15 protein-coding genes are annotated in these 18,359 nt (G+C 68.7%); 10 read left to right on the top strand and 5 right to left on the bottom strand.

Annotation, left to right across the window (positions count from 1 at the left end; all coding sequences use genetic code 11):
• Positions 1 to 24: 24 nt before the first annotated feature.
• Complete coding sequence (locus ACU4E7_RS20775) at positions 25 to 354, bottom strand: hypothetical protein (protein ID WP_447019978.1); 330 nt, start codon at positions 352 to 354, stop codon at positions 25 to 27.
• 380 nt (positions 355 to 734) lie between these two features.
• On the opposite strand from ACU4E7_RS20775, the gene phaC reads away from it, so the two are divergent.
• From phaC to ACU4E7_RS20755, 4 genes are all read left to right on the top strand, one after another.
• Complete coding sequence (gene phaC, locus ACU4E7_RS20770; protein ID WP_447019977.1) at positions 735 to 2,678, top strand: class I poly(R)-hydroxyalkanoic acid synthase; 1,944 nt, start codon at positions 735 to 737, stop codon at positions 2,676 to 2,678.
• A gap of 151 nt (positions 2,679 to 2,829) precedes the next feature.
• Complete coding sequence (thrC, locus tag ACU4E7_RS20765; RefSeq protein ID WP_447021679.1) at positions 2,830 to 4,242, top strand: threonine synthase; 1,413 nt, start codon at positions 2,830 to 2,832, stop codon at positions 4,240 to 4,242.
• Between the two features lie 11 nt (positions 4,243 to 4,253).
• Positions 4,254 to 5,519 carry a M16 family metallopeptidase gene (locus ACU4E7_RS20760; protein ID WP_238121179.1) on the top strand — a complete coding sequence of 422 codons (1,266 nt, stop codon included), beginning with the start codon at positions 4,254 to 4,256 and terminating at the stop codon, positions 5,517 to 5,519.
• A gap of 90 nt (positions 5,520 to 5,609) precedes the next feature.
• The gene (locus tag ACU4E7_RS20755) at positions 5,610 to 6,233 is read left to right on the top strand and encodes a GNAT family N-acetyltransferase (protein ID WP_238121418.1); all 624 of its coding nucleotides are present in this window, start codon (positions 5,610 to 5,612) and stop codon (positions 6,231 to 6,233) included.
• A gap of 32 nt (positions 6,234 to 6,265) precedes the next feature.
• On the opposite strand, the gene ACU4E7_RS20750 is transcribed toward ACU4E7_RS20755, so the two are convergent.
• The 4 genes from ACU4E7_RS20750 to ACU4E7_RS20735 all read right to left on the bottom strand — a co-directional run bounded on the left by ACU4E7_RS20750 (position 6,266) and on the right by ACU4E7_RS20735 (position 12,046).
• Positions 6,266 to 8,260, bottom strand: coding sequence for an AsmA family protein (locus ACU4E7_RS20750; protein ID WP_447019976.1), 1,995 nt, complete (start codon positions 8,258 to 8,260; stop codon positions 6,266 to 6,268).
• Positions 8,261 to 8,560: 300 nt separating this feature from the next.
• Positions 8,561 to 9,043, bottom strand: coding sequence for a bacterioferritin (gene bfr, locus ACU4E7_RS20745; protein ID WP_238121181.1), 483 nt, complete (start codon positions 9,041 to 9,043; stop codon positions 8,561 to 8,563).
• Positions 9,044 to 9,208: 165 nt separating this feature from the next.
• Positions 9,209 to 9,445: a (2Fe-2S)-binding protein gene (locus tag ACU4E7_RS20740; RefSeq protein WP_238121182.1), complete on the bottom strand. Its 237-nt coding sequence runs from the start codon at positions 9,443 to 9,445 to the stop codon at positions 9,209 to 9,211.
• A 198-nt stretch (positions 9,446 to 9,643) separates the two neighbouring features.
• Positions 9,644 to 12,046 (bottom strand): PAS domain-containing protein, encoded by a 2,403-nt coding sequence (locus tag ACU4E7_RS20735; protein WP_447019975.1) that lies wholly within the window; start codon positions 12,044 to 12,046, stop codon positions 9,644 to 9,646.
• Between the two features lie 198 nt (positions 12,047 to 12,244).
• Here ACU4E7_RS20735 and ACU4E7_RS20730 point away from each other — a divergent pair, with 198 nt between their 5' ends.
• From ACU4E7_RS20730 to rfaE1, 6 genes are all read left to right on the top strand, one after another.
• A complete protein-coding gene (locus ACU4E7_RS20730; protein WP_238121184.1) occupies positions 12,245 to 12,787 on the top strand; it encodes a phasin family protein in 543 nt (180 codons plus the stop codon).
• Between the two features lie 258 nt (positions 12,788 to 13,045).
• Entirely contained in the window at positions 13,046 to 13,516 is a 471-nt protein-coding gene (locus ACU4E7_RS20725) for a phasin (protein ID WP_238121185.1), read from the top strand.
• A 258-nt stretch (positions 13,517 to 13,774) separates the two neighbouring features.
• Complete coding sequence (gene waaF, locus ACU4E7_RS20720; protein WP_238121186.1) at positions 13,775 to 14,797, top strand: lipopolysaccharide heptosyltransferase II; 1,023 nt, start codon at positions 13,775 to 13,777, stop codon at positions 14,795 to 14,797.
• Positions 14,794 to 15,819: a lipopolysaccharide heptosyltransferase I gene (gene waaC / locus ACU4E7_RS20715; protein ID WP_447019974.1), complete on the top strand. Its 1,026-nt coding sequence runs from the start codon at positions 14,794 to 14,796 to the stop codon at positions 15,817 to 15,819. The genes waaF and waaC overlap by 4 nt, the downstream gene beginning before the upstream one ends.
• Positions 15,820 to 15,897: 78 nt before the next feature.
• A complete protein-coding gene (gene rfaD, locus ACU4E7_RS20710; RefSeq protein ID WP_238121419.1) occupies positions 15,898 to 16,884 on the top strand; it encodes an ADP-glyceromanno-heptose 6-epimerase in 987 nt (328 codons plus the stop codon).
• A 36-nt stretch (positions 16,885 to 16,920) separates the two neighbouring features.
• The gene (gene rfaE1 / locus ACU4E7_RS20705; RefSeq protein WP_447019973.1) at positions 16,921 to 18,342 is read left to right on the top strand and encodes a D-glycero-beta-D-manno-heptose-7-phosphate kinase; all 1,422 of its coding nucleotides are present in this window, start codon (positions 16,921 to 16,923) and stop codon (positions 18,340 to 18,342) included.
• Positions 18,343 to 18,359 lie beyond the last annotated feature (17 nt).

The raw sequence follows: 18,359 nt of genomic DNA, 5'->3' as shown, positions 1-18,359 counted from the left end.
GTGGGGCAAAACCGGCGAGAGTGGTCAATTCCCGCTGTCGACGGCGCTGCGGATTTTCGCCTCGCGATCCCGCGACACCTGTTCCAGATCCCGCTGCAGCCGGGCGCGCTGCGCATCGGTCATGGGCGCGCGGCCGGTGCGCGGGGTGGTGCCGATGGTGGGATAGGAATCGGCCGGCACCTCGGCCACGTTCGAGGTATCCGGCGGCACCGGCAGGGCGAGGGGCGTATCGTTGGCGCACGCGGTCAGACCCAGGGCCAGGGTGGTGAGGACGCCGAAGGTGGCGAGAGGGCGGGCGGCGCGGGCCGGGACGGGAAGGGGCAGGATCCGCGGGCGGGGGCGCATCGTCGGCATGAACGCACACATCCCTGGTGCTGTGGGTGGCCTCGATCATCCCGCGAGGCTCGATCCGGGTCGCGTCCTCCGCTAATATGCGCAAATTGGGAAATGCGAAACAACCTGAGCCGGAAGCCCGGAAAAAACGGCATCAGGAGCAGGGAAGGACAGCCCAGGGTGAGGGGAACGCGGAGAATCGCCGCCGCGTCGCGATCGACATCCGACGTCCCTCCCGCACGCCCGGCGCCTGCTGCGATGCACCATATGCACAGGGCGCCGCCCGCCACGTCGCCGACATCCCGCTGCGCTAAGGAACGCCTTGCATTGGCCCCATCGTCTCGGGCTATGCTCTTTCTCTCGTACAGGTTGCGTCGATTTGTGATGCTATGGAGCGTGCCATGACCAGTTCCGCTGTCCAGCCTGCACCGACTCCGGACACGCTCACCGTGCCGGCGGAGCCCGCCGCTGCGGCACCGGCGGTCGCGCCCGCGCCCGCCGCCGTCACCGCGCCTCAGGAGAAGGCCCCTCAAGCCAAGGCCCCTCAAGCCAAGGCGCCGGTGGCCGGAGAGGGGCAGAAGAATCTCAATCTGGAGACCTTCGCCCAGAATCTGGCACAGATGGTGGAGGAGGGCGGCAAGGCCATGGCTGCCTATCTCGCGCCCCGCGAAGCCGGCAAGACCGACGATCTCGCCGACGACATCGCCGATGCGCTGAAGACCGTCGGCCAGGTGGCCGAATATTGGATGACCGATCCCCAGCGCTCCATCGAGGCCCAGTCGCGGCTGATGACGGGCTATCTGTCGGTCTGGGCCAATACGGTGAAGAAGCTGGCGGGCGAACCGGTGGAGCCGGTCGCCGCGCCGGAGCCCCGGGACCAGCGGTTCAAGGATCAGGGCTGGAGCGAGAGCCCCATCTTCGATGCCCTGAAGCAGGCCTATCTCGTCACCTCCCATTGGGCGGAAGACATGGTGAAGGAGGCCGACGGCCTCGACCCGCATGTGCGGCACAAGGCGGAGTTCCTGGTCAAGCAGATCTCCAACGCGGTCTCGCCCTCCAACTTCGTGCTCACCAATCCGGAGCTGATCCGCGAGACCCTGTCCTCATCGGGCGAGAACCTGGTGAAGGGCATGAAGAACCTCACCGAGGACCTGGTGGAGGGTAACGGTACCCTGCGCATCCGCCAGACCGACATGAACGCCTTCGCCGTGGGGCGGAACCTCGCCCTCACCTCCGGCAAGGTGATCTTCGAGAATGAGCTGATGCAGCTCATTCAGTATGCGCCAACCACGCCGACGGTGAAGAAGACCCCGGTGCTGATCGTGCCGCCGTGGATCAACAAGTTCTATATTCTCGACCTGACCCCCGAGAAATCTCTGATCAAGTGGCTGGTGGATCAGGGCGTTACCGTGTTCACCATCTCCTGGGTCAATCCGGACGCGCGCCTCGCCACCAAGGGCTTCGACGATTACATGCGCGACGGCATCATGGCCGCGCTCGACACCGTCGCCATCGCCTCCGGTGAGCGGCAGGTGCATACGGTGGGCTATTGCGTCGGCGGCACCCTTCTGGCGGCGACCCTCGCCTATATGGCCGAGACCGGGGACGACCGGATCGCCTCCTCCACCTTCCTCACCACGCAGATCGACTTCACTCACGCGGGTGACCTGAAGGTATTCGTGGATGAGGAGCAGCTCTCCATTCTCGAACGCAAAATGAAGTCCACGGGCTATCTCGAGGGCAGCAAGATGGCTTCTGCCTTCAACCTGCTGCGCTCCAACGATCTCATCTGGCCCTATGTGGTGAATAATTATCTGAAGGGGAAGGATCCGTTCCCGTTCGATCTTCTGTACTGGAACGCCGATCCCACCCGCATGCCGGCGGCCAACCACTCCTATTATCTGCGCAACTGCTACCTCTCCAACAACATCGCCAAGGGCAAGGCGGAGCTGGCCGGCGTCACCCTGGACATGCGCAAGGTGACGATCCCGGTCTATTCGTTGGCCACCCGGGAAGACCACATCGCGCCGCCCAAGTCGGTCTATGTCGGCGCCAATCTGCTGTCGGGGCCGGTGCGCTATGTGCTGGCGGGCTCCGGCCACATCGCCGGCGTGGTCAATCCGCCGGCCAAGATGAAGTACCAATACTGGGCGGACGGGCCCGCGGGCGGAGACTATGAGGGCTGGCTGGACGGCGCTCAGGAGCACAAGGGCTCCTGGTGGCCGGACTGGCTGGCCTGGTTCTCCGCCTTGAGCCCGCAGGATGTGCCCGCGCGTGAGGTGGGCGGCGGTCGCCTGACGCCCATCGAGGATGCGCCGGGCCGCTATGTGAAGCAGCGGTCCTGAGCGCCGCGCCGATCGGCACCCGGCAAGCCGCGCCTTCGGGCGCGGCTTTTTTGCGCCGTGTAGCGGAAGCCTTTCCCCGACCGGTGCAAGCGTTTAGTTTAGCGCCCCTGTCGTCATCGTTTCGATGCGGTCCCAATCCGGCGAGGATCTTTTGCGTTACGTCTCCACCCGCGGCGAAGCCCCGGCTCTCTCTTTTTCCGATGCGCTGCTGGCGGGTCTCGCCCGTGACGGCGGTCTTTATGTGCCGGAAACCTGGCCGACCCTTGCGCCGGAGGCCATCGCCGCCCTCGCCGGCAAGCCGTATCCCGCCGTCGCCAAGGCGGTGATCGCGCCGTTCGTGGGGGATGCGCTGCCGGAACGCGCCCTCGACCTGATGATCGCCGATGCCTATGCGGGCTTCCGCCACCCGGCGGTGACGCCGCTGGTGCAGGTGGGGCCGAACCGCTTCGTGCTGGAGCTGTTCCACGGCCCGACCCTGGCCTTCAAGGACGTGGCCATGCAGTTGCTGGCCCGGCTGATGGACCACGTGCTGAGCGCCCGTGGCGCCCGCGCCACCATTGTCGGCGCCACCTCGGGCGATACCGGTTCGGCCGCCATTGAGGCGTTCCGCACCTCCGATGCGGTGGATGTGTTCATCCTCTATCCCCACGGCCGGGTGTCGGAAGTTCAGCGCCGGCAGATGACCACGGTGAATGCGCCCAACGTGCACGCCATCGCGGTCGAAGGCACGTTCGATGATTGCCAGAGCATGGTGAAGGCCATGTTCAATCACCATGCCTTCCGCGATCAGCTCGCCCTGGCGGGGGTCAATTCCATCAACTGGGCCCGCATCGTCGCCCAGGTGGTCTATTATTTCTATGCGGCCACGGCCCTCGGCGCGCCCCATCGCGAGGTGTCGTTCGTGGTGCCCACCGGCAATTTCGGCGACATCCTCGCCGGTTGGGTGGCGAAGAAGATGGGCCTGCCCGTCCGCGATCTCGCCATCGCCACCAACGTCAATGACATCCTGGTGCGCACCCTGAATACCGGCCGCTACGAGGTGACGGGGGTGACGCCGTCCACCTCGCCGTCCATGGACATTCAGGTGTCGTCCAATTTCGAGCGCCTGCTGTTCGAGGCGGTGGACCGGGATGCCGGCGTCATCCGCCAGCTCATGGGCTCGCTCGCTCAGTCGGGCAGCTTCACGTTGCCCAAGGAGGCGCTGGCCGCCATCGTCTCTGATTTCTCCGCCGCCCGCGCCGATGAGCCGGAGACCGCCGCCACCATCGCCAAGCTCTATAAGGGCGCGGGCTATCTGGTGGATCCGCACACGGCGGTGGGTCTCACCGTGGCCGACAAGGTGGAGCATGCCGCCAAGGTGCCGCAGGTGGTGCTGGCCACCGCCCATGCGGCCAAGTTCCCCGATGCGGTGGCCGCCGCCACCGGTTTCCGGCCGCCGCTGCCGCCCCATATGGCGGACCTGATGAGCCGCCGGGAGAGCGTGACCGTGCTGCCCAATGATCTCGAGGCGGTGGAAGCCTTCATTCGCGGCCGGGCCCGCATCGCCGCCGGCGCGGCGGCGTGAAAGGAGACGGCATGAGCGTCGACGTCTCCACCCTCGAGAACGGCATTCTCGTCGTCACTGATTCCATGGAGCACCTGGGCACCGCTTCCCTCGGCATCTGGGTGGGCGCCGGCGCCCGCGACGAACAGGATGACGAGCACGGCATCTCCCACCTCTTGGAGCACATGGCCTTCAAGGGCACGCGCCGCCGGTCGGCGCGGCGCATCGCCGAGGAGATCGAGCAGGTGGGCGGCGACATCAACGCCGCCACCTCGGTGGAACAGACCAGCTACAATGTGCGGGTGCTGGGCGAGGATGTGGGTCTCGGCCTCGACATCCTGTCCGACATCCTGACCGAGCCGGCTTTTGCCGCCGACGAGCTGGCGCGGGAAAAGAACGTCATCGTCCAGGAGATCGGCGCGGTGATGGACACCCCCGACGACCTGGTGTTCGACCTGTTCCAGGAGCAGGCCTTTCCCGGCCAGGCGGTGGGGCGCTCCATCCTCGGCACGCCGGAGACGGTGCGCGGCTTCAGCCGCGACCAGCTCGGCGCCTATCTCGGCCGCACCTATCGCGGCCCCAAGATGGTGGTGGCCGCCGCCGGCGCGGTGCAGCATGAGCAGGTGGTGGAAGAGGCGCGCCGCCGGCTGGCGTCCATCGGCGCCAGCGACAAGCCGGAGCAGCCCGGCGCGCGCTACGCCGGAGGCCTTGGCCTCACCGCTCGCGACACCGAGCAGGTGCATGTGGTGATCGGCCTGGAAGGCTGTTCCTATCTCGACGCCGATTTCCACGCCTTGCAGGTGTTCACCAATGTGCTGGGGGGCGGCATGTCGTCCCGCCTGTTCCAGGATGTGCGGGAGGAGCGCGGCCTGTGCTACTCCATCTATTCCTTCCACTGGAGCTATGCGGACACCGGCCTGTTCGGCATTTATGCGGGCACCGATGTGGGCGACGTGGGCGAATTGTCGGAAGCGGTCATCGAGCAGCTCCTGGCGGCGCAGGACAGCATCACCGAGAGCGAGGTGGCCCGCGCCAAGGCGCAGATGAAGGTGGGCCTTCTGGCCGCGCTGGAGAGCTCGGGCGCGCGGGCCGACCAATTGGCGCGGCAGCTCCTGGGCTTCGGCCGCATCATCCCGGTGGACGAGATCGTCGCCAGAGTGGATGCGGTGGACGTTGCTGCGGTGCAGCGGGTGGCGCAAGATCTGGTGGCGCGCGGGCGTCCGACCCTGGCGGCGCTTGGCCCCAAGGCCGGGCTGGAGCCGGCGGCGCGTGCGGTGGAAGGGCTCGCCCGGCGGTGAGTGGGCCCGCCAGAACGGCAGGGCCCGGCGCGGCACGAACGACGGATGGCGGTCGGTGGGCCGGCAAGACGAGGGTTGAACGAAACCATCATGTGGCTGCTGAGCACGTTGTTCGCGCCGGATGTCCTGCCCAGCATCGAGGGCGACAGGGTGTATCTGCGGGTGCCGCAGACGGGGGACTTCCCCGCGTGGCGGGACCTGCGGGCGCAGAGCCGGGCCTTTCTCACCCCCTGGGAACCGTTATGGCCGTCCGATGACCTCAGCCGCGGCGCCTTCCGGCGGCGGCTGCGGCGCTACGCCCGTGACATGCTGGCGGACGAGGCCTATCCGCTGCTGGTGTTCCGGCAGGGCGACCACCAGCTGCTGGGCGGCCTCACCCTCTCCAACGTCCGTCGCGGGGTCTGCCAGGCGGCGAGCCTCGGCTATTGGATGGGTGCGCCTTATGCCGGGCAGGGCTATATGAAGGCCGCTGTCACGGCGCTTCTGCCCGTGGCCCATGAAGTGCTCCACCTGCACCGGGTGGAGGCGGCGTGCATGCCCAACAACCGCCCCTCCATCGCGCTGCTGGAGGGCTGCGGCTTCACGCGCGAAGGCTATTCGCGGGAATATCTGTGCATCAACGGGGTGTGGGAAGACCACCTGATGTTCGCCCGGCTGCGCCATGATGCCTTAAGGCCCGGCACCCGTCCGCGGGAGAGCTCAGCGGCCCAGTGAGCGGCGGCTCGCCCGGCCAGAGATGGATGATCTCAGTCGGCCGGTGTCGCGTGGGCCGCCGGGGTGGCGGCGGGGGGCGTGGCAGGTATTGCAGCAGGGGTTGCTGCAGGGGGTGCTGCAGGTGTCGCGACCGGAGCCGCTGCCGGGGCGGCGGCGGGCGCCACCAGCTTCTCGATGACCGACCGCACGGTGGTGATGGCGCTCTTGTGACCCTTGACCGCCTCCAGCAACGACTGGGCGGCGTCGGATCGCTCGATCAGGCTGGCGGGATCGGCGATGATGCGGGGTGAGACCCAGGGTCCCTGCATCACGAACGGCAGCGAAATATCCGGCAGGCTGCCCTTGGGCGGGGCCATCAGGGCGGCTTCGCCGGTCAGGTCCAGGGAGCGGGTGCCGACATCCAGGGTGCCGCCCAGGGAGAGCCGCACCAACTTGCCGCTGAGCTTCATCTCATCGAGGGTGGCAAGGCCATATTGCAGGGTGGCGCGGGCCACCAGCCGGTCGAAGGCGGTGCGACCACCGCGCGGATCGCCACCGGAGAGCGGTCGGCGCTCGATGCGGCGCAGAACCTGGGCCACGTCGAACCCCACCAGATAACCGCCCTCGCTGGTGAGGCTGACCCGGCCGGCGAGGGTCTGGGCAATGTCCTGCGGGCTGCGGCCCTCGCCCTGGAGGTCGAACTGCAGGGTGCCGGTGCCCTCGAAATGATCGAGCCCGGCAAGGTCCGCGAGGGCCGGGGCGAGGGCGATGTCGGTACAGTCGGCTTCCACATGCAGCGAAAGGCCGGTGCCACCGGCGCGGTTGGCCCACAGGGGGGCCAGGGTCGCCGTGCCGCGCAGCATGCCGTTCCAGCCGTTGGTCTGTCCCAGCGCCAGCACCAGCCGCCCTTCGGACAGCACCGCGCTGGCGGCCACCGTGGTGAACAGGGTGTCGCCGGCGGTGACCTGACCCGCCGACAGGCGCAGGTCGAGGTCGAAGGCGTTGAGCACCGAGAGGTCGATGGGCTCCCGGCTCCATTCCAGGCCGTTGTCGCTGGTCAGGCGCAGGCGGCCATACGGATTGAGATTGAGCCGCTCGGCCGCGAAAGTGCCCTGCAGCATCGGCCGGGCGTCGGTGAGCTTCAGCAGCAGGCCGCCCTCGGCGCGGTTGCCGTCCAGGTCCAGCATCGCCTTGGTGAGGGAGAGCTGATTGTCGTCCATCACCAAATGGGACGAGAGGCTGAACGCCTCGAAGCCGCGCGCGGTGGGGGCGGTGGCGCCGAGCCATTCGAGCAGGGCCCGCAGCGAATCCACGTCGGCCGAGATCGTGCCGTCGGCGCCGAAGCTGCTGCCGAAGCTGCTCTGCCCGCGAAAGCGCACGATGGCGCTGCGGGACGACAGGGCGATCCGCGTGGGGCTCTGGGTGCCGGCCAGGAAATCCTGGATATTGTCGACCGCGAGGCTGGCTTCCACCGCCTCGTCCCGCCAGTCGAAGGTGACGTCGAGGGCGACCCCGCGGCCATTGCGCATGCGGTCGATGCTGCCGTCGATGCCGGACACCAGCTCCTGGGTGAGCCCGCTTTCCGAGCGCCAGACCACAGTGCCGTTCACCACCCGCAATTCCGGCGCATCGGCGGCGGCGAGGAAGCCGGCCATGCCGAGCTGTGGTCGGACGGTCTCGCGGCGCAGCACCAGGGTGGGGCTGACCAGAGTGACGTCGGCGATCTCCACATGGCCGAGCAGCAGCGGCCACAGATTGATGCGGCTGACTACCGATTCCGCATCCAGGGCCTGGTCGCGGGGGAGGGAGAAGGTGACCTTGTGCAGGATGACGCGCGGCGAGGGCAGCAGCTGCAGCACCGGCTCGCCCGTGATGGTGACGCCCTGTGCGGTGGTGCCGGCCACGGCTTCGATGGCGGAACGGCGCAGATCGGCGGCGGGCACCAGCAGGGGAAGCAGCGCCAGCGCCGTCAGCGCCACCCCTGCGGCGAGCCCGCAGCCGGCGGCGACGATCAGCGCGAGGCGACGTGTGGGTGCGCCAAGTTTCAACGTCAACTCTCGAATGGTCGGGCCATGGAAGGCTCCATCGCCGGTCTCCCCGCCGCGCGGCACGCCGATCCGCGTCAGCGCGCCCCGGGGACTGGTGGATCCGTCTCATGGAAGAGCGGAAGGGCGCCTCGCGATGGAGGGCGCCTCAGTTCGGGGGCAACATCGTTATATTCTGTGTCGCTTTCAAGGCTGGCGCGATTGCCTGCGGAGGTAACATATAGCTGTCACTAAACGCCTTGATCCCATACGAAAAAGCCCGGCGCGAAGCCGGGCTTTCGGATCTGTCGGTGGTGGAGAGGATCAATCCTCGTCCATCTCGCCGATGTGGTGCTGCGCGTAGAGCTGCAGGCCGAGCTTGGCGACGAGGTCCAGCTGAGTCTCGAGGAAGTCGATATGGCCTTCCTCGTCGGCCATGAGCTCCTCGAAGAGGTCGCGGCTCGGATAGTCCTTCACCGACTGGCAGTAGGTGGCGCCTTCCTGGTAGAGGGCGCGGGCGTCCAGCTCGGCGGCGAGGTCCGCCTCCAGGATCTCCTTCACGTCCTGGCCGATCCGCAGCGGATCGAGCACCTGCATGTTCGGGAAGCCGTCCAGGAACAAGATGCGGTCGGTGAACTTGTCGGCGTGGACCATCTCCTCGATGGATTCCGCGCGCCACTTCTTCGCCAGCGCCTTGTAGCCCCAATTGTCGAGCATGCGATAATGGAGCCAGTACTGATTGATGGCGGTCAGCTCCGAGCGAAGGCCTCTGTTGAGGTATTCGATAACCTTCGGATCGCCTTTCATGGTCTGCTCCTGACGCCTAAAACCGGCCATACCTTGTGAAGTCGAAATGGTTTTAGACAAATTCTAAGTTGATTTCAACACCCGGAAACCGCTCGGCCGACGCTATCGGTGCGCCGCCGGTTCACGATGGCGTTTGCGGTTCAGCGGTGTGACCCGTGCCGGCGGTTACTCCGCCGCGACCATGCCGGTCAAGGCCGCGACCGCGCAATCCTCCGCGCACCCGGCGCAGCTGCGGGCCTGAGCCTGATCCATGATGGCACGAATGGTGCGGGCACAACGCCCGCATTGGGGGGAGCAGCCCAGGCAGCGATAAACCTCGCCGGGCGTACGCATCCCATCCGACGCCGCAAGGGCATCGAGGACCTGACGGTCCGAAAAGACGTTGCAAGAACAAACGATCATGGCAATGCCCAGATCAGCTCAATTAGAAGTCATCCAAAAACGTGCTTCTCATTCTCATTTACGCAGACACGGGCCTTCGCCGTCAACTGCGTAGAATTCCGAGCGCGTGAATCAGAATTTTTCTAAAGAAGTGGCGGGCGACATGCGGGTTCCGGAGGTATTCGCGCGCCGCTCTGGGCGGCTGCGCGGGGCGTTCTCCTAACGGGGTAGGGTCAGGCGGGCGCACATGCCCCGCGGCCGGCCGCGCACGATCTCGAACCGGGCGCCGAGGGCATCGGCTTCCGCCACCAGACGGGCCAGCCGGAGCGGCCGGCCGGCGCGGCTGAAGCGATCGGTGCCGGGGGAGAGGGTGAGCGGGCGCCGGGCGGCGGCATCGTCCACTTCGTCCACCGCATCGCCCGCATCGTTGATCTGCAGATACACCGGGCTGGTGCCGTCGGGATCCTCGCAGGTGAGGGAGATGATGATGGTGGAATCGGCCGGCGCGGCGCTCAGCGCCTCTTCCAGCATCAGCCGCACCAGCCGGGCCAGGCGCGGCGGGGCGGAGGTGATCTGTGGCACGTCGTCGATGTCGGTCCGCACCGTCACATGCCGGCGCCGGGCCACCGGCCGCAGCTCGGCGAGGGCGGCGTGCACCAGGGCGGCGGGTGCGGTGGGCTCCAGCGGCGGCTCGCCCAGCGGGGTTGCGAGGGCGCTCAGATCGTCGAGGCTCTGCTGCACGGTCTCCATGGCCGCCCGCAGGTCCGGCGGCAGCAGGCTGTCGTCGGGCTGCCGCGCCGGATCGCGCAGGGTGGCGAAGGCCGGCGCCAGGCTTTCCGCCAGTCGGCGCGCCACCAATTGCAGCGCCGCCTCGGGAGGCAGCGGGGCCACCTGCTGGTGCGCCGGTTCAGCGGGCGGGTCGGGGGAGGGCGCCACGGTGGGCGCCGTCTGCGCTGCGGCGTCGTTCGTCGCCGTCGCGGCGCGCTGCGGGGCCGTCACGGAGCTGCCGGCGGCATCGGCGGCGGGGGCGCTGGCGGGGGGCGCCGTGGGGCCGAACACCAGGCAGAATTCGGCGGGAACCTCGCTGATGCGGGCGAGACCGGCCAGGGCCTCCAATTCCTCACCATTGCGCGCCCGCAGGGTCAGCTGCAACGGGGCGATGGCGCCGTCGCCGTTGGCCGCGCCGGCCGTGGCGCCCTCCAGCCAGCCATAGGCGCCGGCGCGCTGGGCCGGCGCCACCAGCAGAATGAAGGAGTGGCCGGTGATGTCCTCGGCCGGAAAGCCGAACCGGGCCACCGTTGCCCGGTTGGCGAACAGGATGCGGCTGCCCGCGTCGATCAGCAGCAGCGGCCAGGGCACCAGATCGAGGGCGGCGCGGCGGCTGTCCTCGGGCGCGCGGGCGGGCGGATCCAGCTCATTGGCCCGGTCGAGCCGGCGCAGCACGTGCAGCCGCGCATCCGGCGAAAGGAAGGGGGCGGTCATGGTGCGCGCAGTCACGGGCAGGCGCTCGCCGGTGGCGGTCATCAGGCTGCTGTTCCCCTGGGGTCGGATCTGAATCGCGTGGTCGAGACCGCCGGCGGCTTCCACCGCGGCGAGGTCCGGCCACCCGGTCCAATCGAAGAAGGTGCGGTTGGCGTGCACCGGCTGGTCGGCATCGGCCAGCACCGTGGCCAGCGGCAGGGCGTCGAGCACGGCGGTGGGCAAGGCAGCTGGCAGGGTTGCGGTGGTGTCGTCGTCCGGGGCCGGGCCGGGCGCATCGGCCTCCTCGCCGCCGATGAAGCCGGTCAAGGCCCGGCCGATCTCCTCGAACGTCTTGCTGTCGCGGGCCGAGAGCGCGCTGCCGAAGGGCACCACATTGGTGGCGACTGGCGCCGCACTCTCCGGCGCGGGTGGCGATGGCATGGCGGGGGCTTCGTCGGTCATCGGCATGGCGCCGCGGCGCAGGAGCCCGAAACCGCGCGTGCCAAGCTTGCGGCGGCGCGGATCCAGCAGCGGCACGCCACCCAGCTCCAGGTCCAGCGGCTGTGGTTGGCGCACCGCGAGGCGGATGCCGGAGAAGCTGACGCCCTGCGCCAGAACGTCCGTCAGCACGCCGCCGCCGCCGGGGCTGCCGCCCACGAGGCCCGCGGCTTCGAGTTCCGGCACACGGGCGCCGATCCAGCGTCCGGCGGTCGCGCCGAGGGCGCCCGCCAACACCGGGGAAAGGGAGCGGAAGCGGTCTTCGGCGTCCATCTCGAAGGTGAAGCGTTCCACGGCCGGCGCCGGAGCGGCGGGCGCGGCGATCGGTGCGGCGGCGTCGGGTACGGCGGGATCCGAGAACAGCAGGGTGCGGTGTCCCTCAAGGTCGAGCGGCAGGCAGCGGAACACCTGGTGGGCGCCGTCGCCGGGCGGGCGCAGCCGCACCAGGGTGGGCCCGCCCTGTAATGCGAGCTGTTGGGCGATTTCGGCGATCGAGGGTGGCAACGGCGCGTCCGCCACCACGCCGAGGTCGGCGCTGGCGGGGGTGGCGCTGAGAACGACGGCGGTCTGCGCATCCACGAGAAAGGCCGGCACCCGGTCCTGGCGCAGGGGCGCGAGGCGCGGTTCCGACAGATCGAATATGCGGGCCTTCGTCTCCGTCATCCCTGCTGTCCGCATTGGCCGCCCGGGCGGTCTCGTGGGTTTCCATCGGGAAGGGACAATGCAGTAAATTGGTTAATAGCGAGGCAACTCAGGCGTGCTTTATGATTTTCATATTGGCGCAGCGTGGACAGCGCATACTACAATCAAAATGGTGCGGCTTTTAGGGATGGCCGCGCCGCAGCCCGAGGAGACACCGCCATGACCACGAAGTTCAGCCCAAACCTTGAGTTGCCTGCGGAAGTGCGTGCCGTTGCGGAAAAGAATGTCGCCCAGGCGCGCCAGGCGTTCGAGACCTTGTTCAAGAATGCCCTCGATGCCGTCGACGAAGGCGAGGGCCGCCTGGAGGAAGTGCGCAGCGGCGTGCTGGAGCTGCGCCAGAAGGCGCTGTCGCAGATGGAAGCCAATGTGGATGCGAGCTTCGCGTTCCTCAACAAGCTGGTGACCGCCAGGACCCCGCAGGAAATGCTGAGCCTGCAGGCGGAATTCCTGTCGAGCCAGATGCAGAAGGCGGCCGAGCAGGCCAAGCTGCTCGGCGCCGATGTGAAGTCGCTCGGTGAGACCACCGCCAAGTCGCTGGATCAGCACGCCCGCGCCCTGGCCGATCGGGTGAAGACCCTGAGCGCCGCCGCCGCCGAGAGCGCGCAGAGCGCGGCTCAGGACCTGAAAACGGTGGGAGAGAGCGTCATTCGTGAAGCCAAGACCAATGCCGAGAAGGCGCTCGACCCCAACAAGTCCGCCTGAAGCGAGGCTTTCGCGTTCCGTCACGTCGCCTCTCGCGGCGGCTTGACTGAAAACGTTCTCATTGTGCGGCGCATGAATTGTTTTTGCGTCGCACGCAACCTTCCATTATAGCTTGGAAAGTCGGGGCAGTGGCCCGTGTTTCTCCTTTGGCGGGGTGGGGTGCAGGGGTGCCCTGAGCTCGCGGGGGTGAACGTCCGGCGCAGTCCGGAGGCCATTGTCACTTCGTTCACGCAAGGCCCCGCGTATCTTGAGGACGACATGAGCGACTCCTTCATCAAGGCGTATCAGGACCAGGTCGAGGCAGCGAAGAAGGCGTTTTCCGCCAATGGCATTCCCCCGGTGGAGGTGCCTCCGGCGGTGCGCGAGATCGCCGAGAAGGGACTGGCTGCCGCCCGCGAGAATTACGAGAAGCTGAAGGCGTCCGCCGAGCAGGTGAATGCTGCTCTGGAAGAGACCTACACCACCGCCAGCAAGGGCGTGGCGGAATACAACGCCAAGGTGCTCGAGGCCATGCAGGCGAACGTGAACTCCACGTTCGACTATTTCAATTCGCTGCTGCAGACCAAGAGCATGGCCGAGGCTGTCGAGCTCTCCACCGGTCACGCCCGCAAGCAGTTCGACACGGTGAGCGGCCAGGCCAAGGATCTCTCGGCTTTGGCGCAGAAAGTGGCGTCGGAATCGTCCGAGCCGCTGAAGAAGTCGGTGGAGAAGTCCACGCCGACGGCCTGATCGGTCGCCGCGATGTGTGCGCCGCCGCGCAAGGGGCGGCGCGCCGGCCGCGGAGTGCCGACGATGGCGTGTGCCGGTGCTGGCGTGCCGGTGATGGGCGTCCCGTCCCGGGGCGCCTTTTTTGTTCGGCCTGTTTCTTTTGATCCGCCTCTTGCCATCCCTGACCCCGGCCCCTCATCTCTAGCGGCGGCCGGGCGGATGCTTGACGGCCGGGTGACGCCTTGTCATGAGGCGGAGTTGTTTTCCTGTGAGTCGCACATGCGTGCCTTCGGTTCCCTCTCGCCCCAATTGCTCGTTGGCCCGTCCTGGGTTGGCGACATGGTGATGGCTGCGAGTCTGGTCGAGGTGCTGCGCATGCGTGAGCCCTCCCGCCCCATCGACGTGCTGGCGCCGGCCGCGGCGCTGCCGATCGCCCGGATGATTCCGGGGGTGCGGCGCACGATTCCCCTGGGCCTGGGGCATGGCGAGCTCGGGCTCGTGGCGCGCTGGCGCCTGGGGCGCTCGCTGCGCGCCGAGGGCTATGGCAAGGCCATCATTCTGCCACGCGCGTTCAAGGCGGCCATTCCCCCTTTCGCGGCGGGCATTCCCGAGCGGGTCGGCTACAAGGGTGAGATGCGCACGGCGCTGCTCACCGATGCGCGGCCCGACAGCCTGCGCAAGACGGCCCGCACCATCGATCGCTTCGTGGCCCTCGGCCTGCCGCCCGGCACCCAGACCATGGTGCCCCGGCCCCATCTCATGCTGCCGGACGGCGCCCATGATGCGGCGGTGGCCAAGTTTCCCCTCGCCGGCGAGGGGCCGGTGATGGTGCTGTGTCCCGGCGCCGAATACGGCCCGGCCAAGCGCTGGCCGGCGCCGAAGTTCGCCCAGCTGGCGGCGCTGGCGGTGAAGGCCGGCTATCGGGTGCGGGTGCTGGGTTCGCCCAAGGACCAGGAGGCGGCCGACCTCATCGCTGCCACCAGCGGAGTGGCCGTGGACAATCTGGTGGGTCGCACCAGCCTGATCGACGCCGCTGCCATCCTCGCCGACGCCGACGTGGTGATCTCCAATGATTCCGGCCTCATGCACGTGGCCGGTGCGTTCGAGCGGCGGCTGGTGGTGATCTATGGCGCCTCCTCCGAGAAGATGACGCCACCGGCCGGGCGGCGGGCGCGGGTGGTGGCGCGGGATCTGGCCTGCCGTCCCTGCCACAAGCGCGAATGCCCCCTCGGCACCCTGGCGTGCCTGGAGGAGATTCAGGCGGAAGAGGTGATGGCGGCGGCCGAGCAGACCCGGCAATGAAGCTGCTTCTCGTCAAGCTGTCGTCCCTTGGTGATGTGGTCCACACTTTCCCCGCGCTGACCGATGCCGCCGCCGCGCTGCCCGGGCTAAGCGTGGATTGGGCGGTGGAAGAGGCGTTCGCGCCGGTGGCGGCGCTGCATCCCGCCGTTCGCCGCACCATCCCGGTGCCGTTGCGCCGCCTGCGCAAGCACCCGCTCGCCGCCTGGCGCTCGGGGGAGGCCGGCGCGGTGCGCCGGGCGCTCGCGGCGGAACGCTATGATGTGGTCATCGACGCCCAGGGCCTGCTCAAGAGCGCGCTGGTGGCCACCTGCGCCGAGGGGCCGCGCCATGGCTTCGATCGCGCCAGCGCCCGCGAGCCGTTGGCAACCCTGTTCTACGGCCATCGCCATCATGTGCCCGAGGTGGAGCATATGGCGACGCGCATCCGAAAATTGTTCGCCGCCGCCTTGGGCTACAGCCTCGAGGGCCTGCCCGCCGACACCGGCCTGCGACCGGTGGCGACCGGCGGCGCGCCCTATCTCGTGTTCCTGCACGGCACCACCTGGCCCACCAAGACCTGGAGCCGGGAGGGCTGGCAGGCGCTGGCCGCCCGCGCCGGCGCGGCGGGCCTCAAGGTGCGCCTGTTCGCCCATGGGGCGCAGGAGACGGCCCGCGCCGCCGCCATCGCCGCCGATGAACCGGCGGTGGAATTGCTGCCGCCCCAGTCCCTGGCCACCGTCGCCCCGGTGCTGCAGGGGGCGGCGGGGGTGGTGAGCGTCGATACGGGGCTTGGCCATCTCGCCGCCGCCTATGGGGTGCCGACCCTGGGGCTCTATGGCCCCACCAATCCGCAGCTGACCGGCCTGTTCGGCGCCCGGGTGCGGGAATTGCCGGCGACGCGGGACTGCGCGCCCTGCGAGAAGTCGCGCTGCCGCATCGCCCCCGAAACGCTGGAGGGGCCGCCCTGCCTTGCCGATCACGGCGCGGCGGCGGTCTGGTCGGCGCTGGAGGCGTTGCGCGCCGGCGTGGACAAAGGGCAGTGAGCCGTGGCACACGACCGTGTTCCGCGTGACCGCTGAAAGGCAGACCCCATGAAGCGCCAGCCGTCCATGAGCCGCGACATCCTCCTCGTCACCGGCGGGGCGGGCTTCATCGGCTCCAACATCGCCCGCGCCGCCGCCGAGGACGGCTACCGCGTGGTGGTGGCCGACTGGCTGGAGGACGGCCCGAAATGGCGCAACATTTCCGACATTCCGCTGCATGACGTGATCCGCCCCGAGGTCGTGAACAGCTTCGTGGAGAAGGAAGGCGGGCGGCTGGCGGCGGTGGTGCACATGGGCGCGGTCTCCGCCACCACCGAGCGCGACGCCGACAAGATCGTCGCCCGCAACATCCGCGCCACCCTGGATCTGTGGGACCTCGCCACCCGCAAGGGGCTGGGCTTCATCTATGCCTCCTCCGCCGCCACCTATGGCGACGGCGCCGCCGGCTTCACCGATGACGAATCGACCGCCGGCCTGGCGCTGCTGGCGCCGCTCAATCCCTATGGCTGGTCGAAGCTGTTCGTGGATCGCCGGGTGATGGCGGATGTGGAGGCGGGCGGGCCGCGCCCGCCGCAGTTCGCGGGCCTGCGCTTCTTCAACGTCTACGGCCCCGGCGAGGACCACAAGGGCGACATGCGCTCGGTGGTGCACAAGATCTATCCCGCCGCCGCGCGCGGCGAGAGCGTCACCTTGTTCAAGTCCCACAATCCTGAATTCACCGATGGCGGGCAGCTCAGGGACTTCATCCACGTGTCGGACTGCGTGGAGGTGGTGCGCTGGCTGCTGGAGAATCCGGATGTCTCCGGCATCTTCAACGTGGGCACCGGCAAGGCCCGCTCGTTCGCGGATCTCGCGCGGGCGGTGTTCGCGGCGCTGGGCGCGGCGCCGCAGATCACCTATGTGGACATGCCCGAGAGCCTGCAGAAGGCGTACCAGTATTTCACCGAGGCGGACGTGACCAAGCTGCGCGCCGCCGGCTACAAGCGGCCCTTCCTGTCGCTGGAGACCGGGGTGGAATCCTACGTCACCGACTATCTCAAGGGCCGCGTCGAGAGCGCGGGATGATGCGCGTCAAGGGTTTCGATCATGGTTGAAGGGCGCATGCCGCGCATCACCGTCATCGGCGATGTGATGGTGGACCGGTATATCGTCGGCTCGGTCTCGCGGATCTCGCCGGAAGCGCCGGTGCCGGTGCTGGTGCATGGCACCGAACGCATCGTGCCGGGCGGCGCCGCCAATGTGGCGGCCAATGCCTGCGCCCTGGGCGTGGCGGTGAGCCTGGTGGGCCTCGTCGGCACCGATGCCGATGCCGCGGCCCTGGCCGAGGCGCTCGCCCCCTATCGCGAGATGGACCTCGCCCATCTGGTGCGCGATCCCGCCCGCCCCACCATCACCAAGACCCGCGTCATGAGCGGGCGCCAGCAGATCGTGCGCATCGACGCGGAGACCCAGGCCGCGCCCAGCGCCGCCACCGAGGACGCGCTGGCGGCGGCGGTGGCAGCGGCGGTGAAGGGCAGCCGGGTGGTGGTTCTGTCCGATTACGCCAAGGGCGTGCTGTCCGATCGGGTGATCGCCGTCGCCATCGCTGCGGCTCAGGCCGAAGGGGTGCCGGTGATCGTCGATCCCAAGCGGCGCACGTTCGAGGCCTATCGCGGCGCCAGCCTCGTGACACCCAACCGCATCGAGCTCGCCGCCGCCACCGGCCTGTCCGATGGCACCGATGCGGAGGTGGCCGCCGCGGCGGCGCGCGCCTCACAGCAGTTCGGCGGCGATGTGCTGGTGACCCGCTCGGAAAAGGGCATGACCCTGTGGCGCCGCGACGGCGAGGTGCTGCACGTGCCGACCCAGGCGCGTGAGGTGTTCGATGTCTCCGGTGCCGGCGATACGGCGCTGGCGGCGCTGGCGGTGTCGCTGGCCTCGGGCCAGCCCATGGAAAGCGCGGTCTATTTCGCCAATGCGGCAGCGGCGGTTGCGGTGGGCAAGATCGGTACCGCGGTGGTGACCCGGGCTGAACTCGCCGCCGCCCTCGATGCCAGCGTCGCACACGGGGCCGAGGCGGGGGAGCTGGTCTCCCGCAGCCAGGCGGCCGGCATCATCGCGGGCTGGCGGGCGGCGGGGGCACGGGTGGTGTTCACCAACGGCTGCTTCGATCTGCTGCACCCCGGCCATGTCTCGCTGCTGGAAGCGGCGGCGCGGCAGGGCGACCGGCTGGTGGTGGCGCTCAACACCGATGCCTCGGTGCGCCGCCTCAAGGGGGCGAGCCGGCCGGTGCAGGACGAGGGCGCGCGGGCGCGGGTGATGGGGGCCATGCGCTGCGTGGATCTGGTGGTGCTGTTCGACGAGGACACGCCCTATGAGACCATCGCCCAGCTCAAGCCCGACGTGCTGGTGAAGGGCGCGGATTATCGCGAAGACCAGGTGGTGGGCGGCGATCTGGTGAAGAGCTGGGGCGGCCGGGTGGCGCTGGTGGATCTGGTGGAGGGTCGCTCCACCTCCGCGCTGGTGGCCAAGGCCCGCTCGTAAGGCCCGGCTGAGGCGGA

The organism is Xanthobacter sp. ZOL 2024 (assembly GCF_052932325.1).
The sequence above is the reverse complement of the archived record's forward strand: the minus strand, read 5'-3'. Positions and strand labels throughout refer to the sequence as shown.

Bases quoted from the DNA above. Each gene is read 5' to 3' on its own strand.
- ACU4E7_RS20775 (WP_447019978.1), bottom strand. From the start codon at position 354: ATGCCGACGATGCGCCCCCGCCCGCGGATCCTGCCCCTTCCCGTCCCG.
- phaC (WP_447019977.1), top strand. From the start codon at position 735: ATGACCAGTTCCGCTGTCCAGCCTGCACCGACTCCGGACACGCTCACC.
- ACU4E7_RS20760 (WP_238121179.1), top strand. From the start codon at position 4,254: ATGAGCGTCGACGTCTCCACCCTCGAGAACGGCATTCTCGTCGTCACT.
- ACU4E7_RS20755 (WP_238121418.1), top strand. From the start codon at position 5,610: ATGTGGCTGCTGAGCACGTTGTTCGCGCCGGATGTCCTGCCCAGCATC.
- bfr (WP_238121181.1), bottom strand. From the start codon at position 9,043: ATGAAAGGCGATCCGAAGGTTATCGAATACCTCAACAGAGGCCTTCGC.
- ACU4E7_RS20740 (WP_238121182.1), bottom strand. From the start codon at position 9,445: ATGATCGTTTGTTCTTGCAACGTCTTTTCGGACCGTCAGGTCCTCGAT.
- ACU4E7_RS20735 (WP_447019975.1), bottom strand. From the start codon at position 12,046: ATGACGGAGACGAAGGCCCGCATATTCGATCTGTCGGAACCGCGCCTC.
- ACU4E7_RS20730 (WP_238121184.1), top strand. From the start codon at position 12,245: ATGACCACGAAGTTCAGCCCAAACCTTGAGTTGCCTGCGGAAGTGCGT.
- ACU4E7_RS20725 (WP_238121185.1), top strand. From the start codon at position 13,046: ATGAGCGACTCCTTCATCAAGGCGTATCAGGACCAGGTCGAGGCAGCG.
- waaF (WP_238121186.1), top strand. From the start codon at position 13,775: ATGCGTGCCTTCGGTTCCCTCTCGCCCCAATTGCTCGTTGGCCCGTCC.
- waaC (WP_447019974.1), top strand. From the start codon at position 14,794: ATGAAGCTGCTTCTCGTCAAGCTGTCGTCCCTTGGTGATGTGGTCCAC.
- rfaE1 (WP_447019973.1), top strand. From the start codon at position 16,921: ATGCCGCGCATCACCGTCATCGGCGATGTGATGGTGGACCGGTATATC.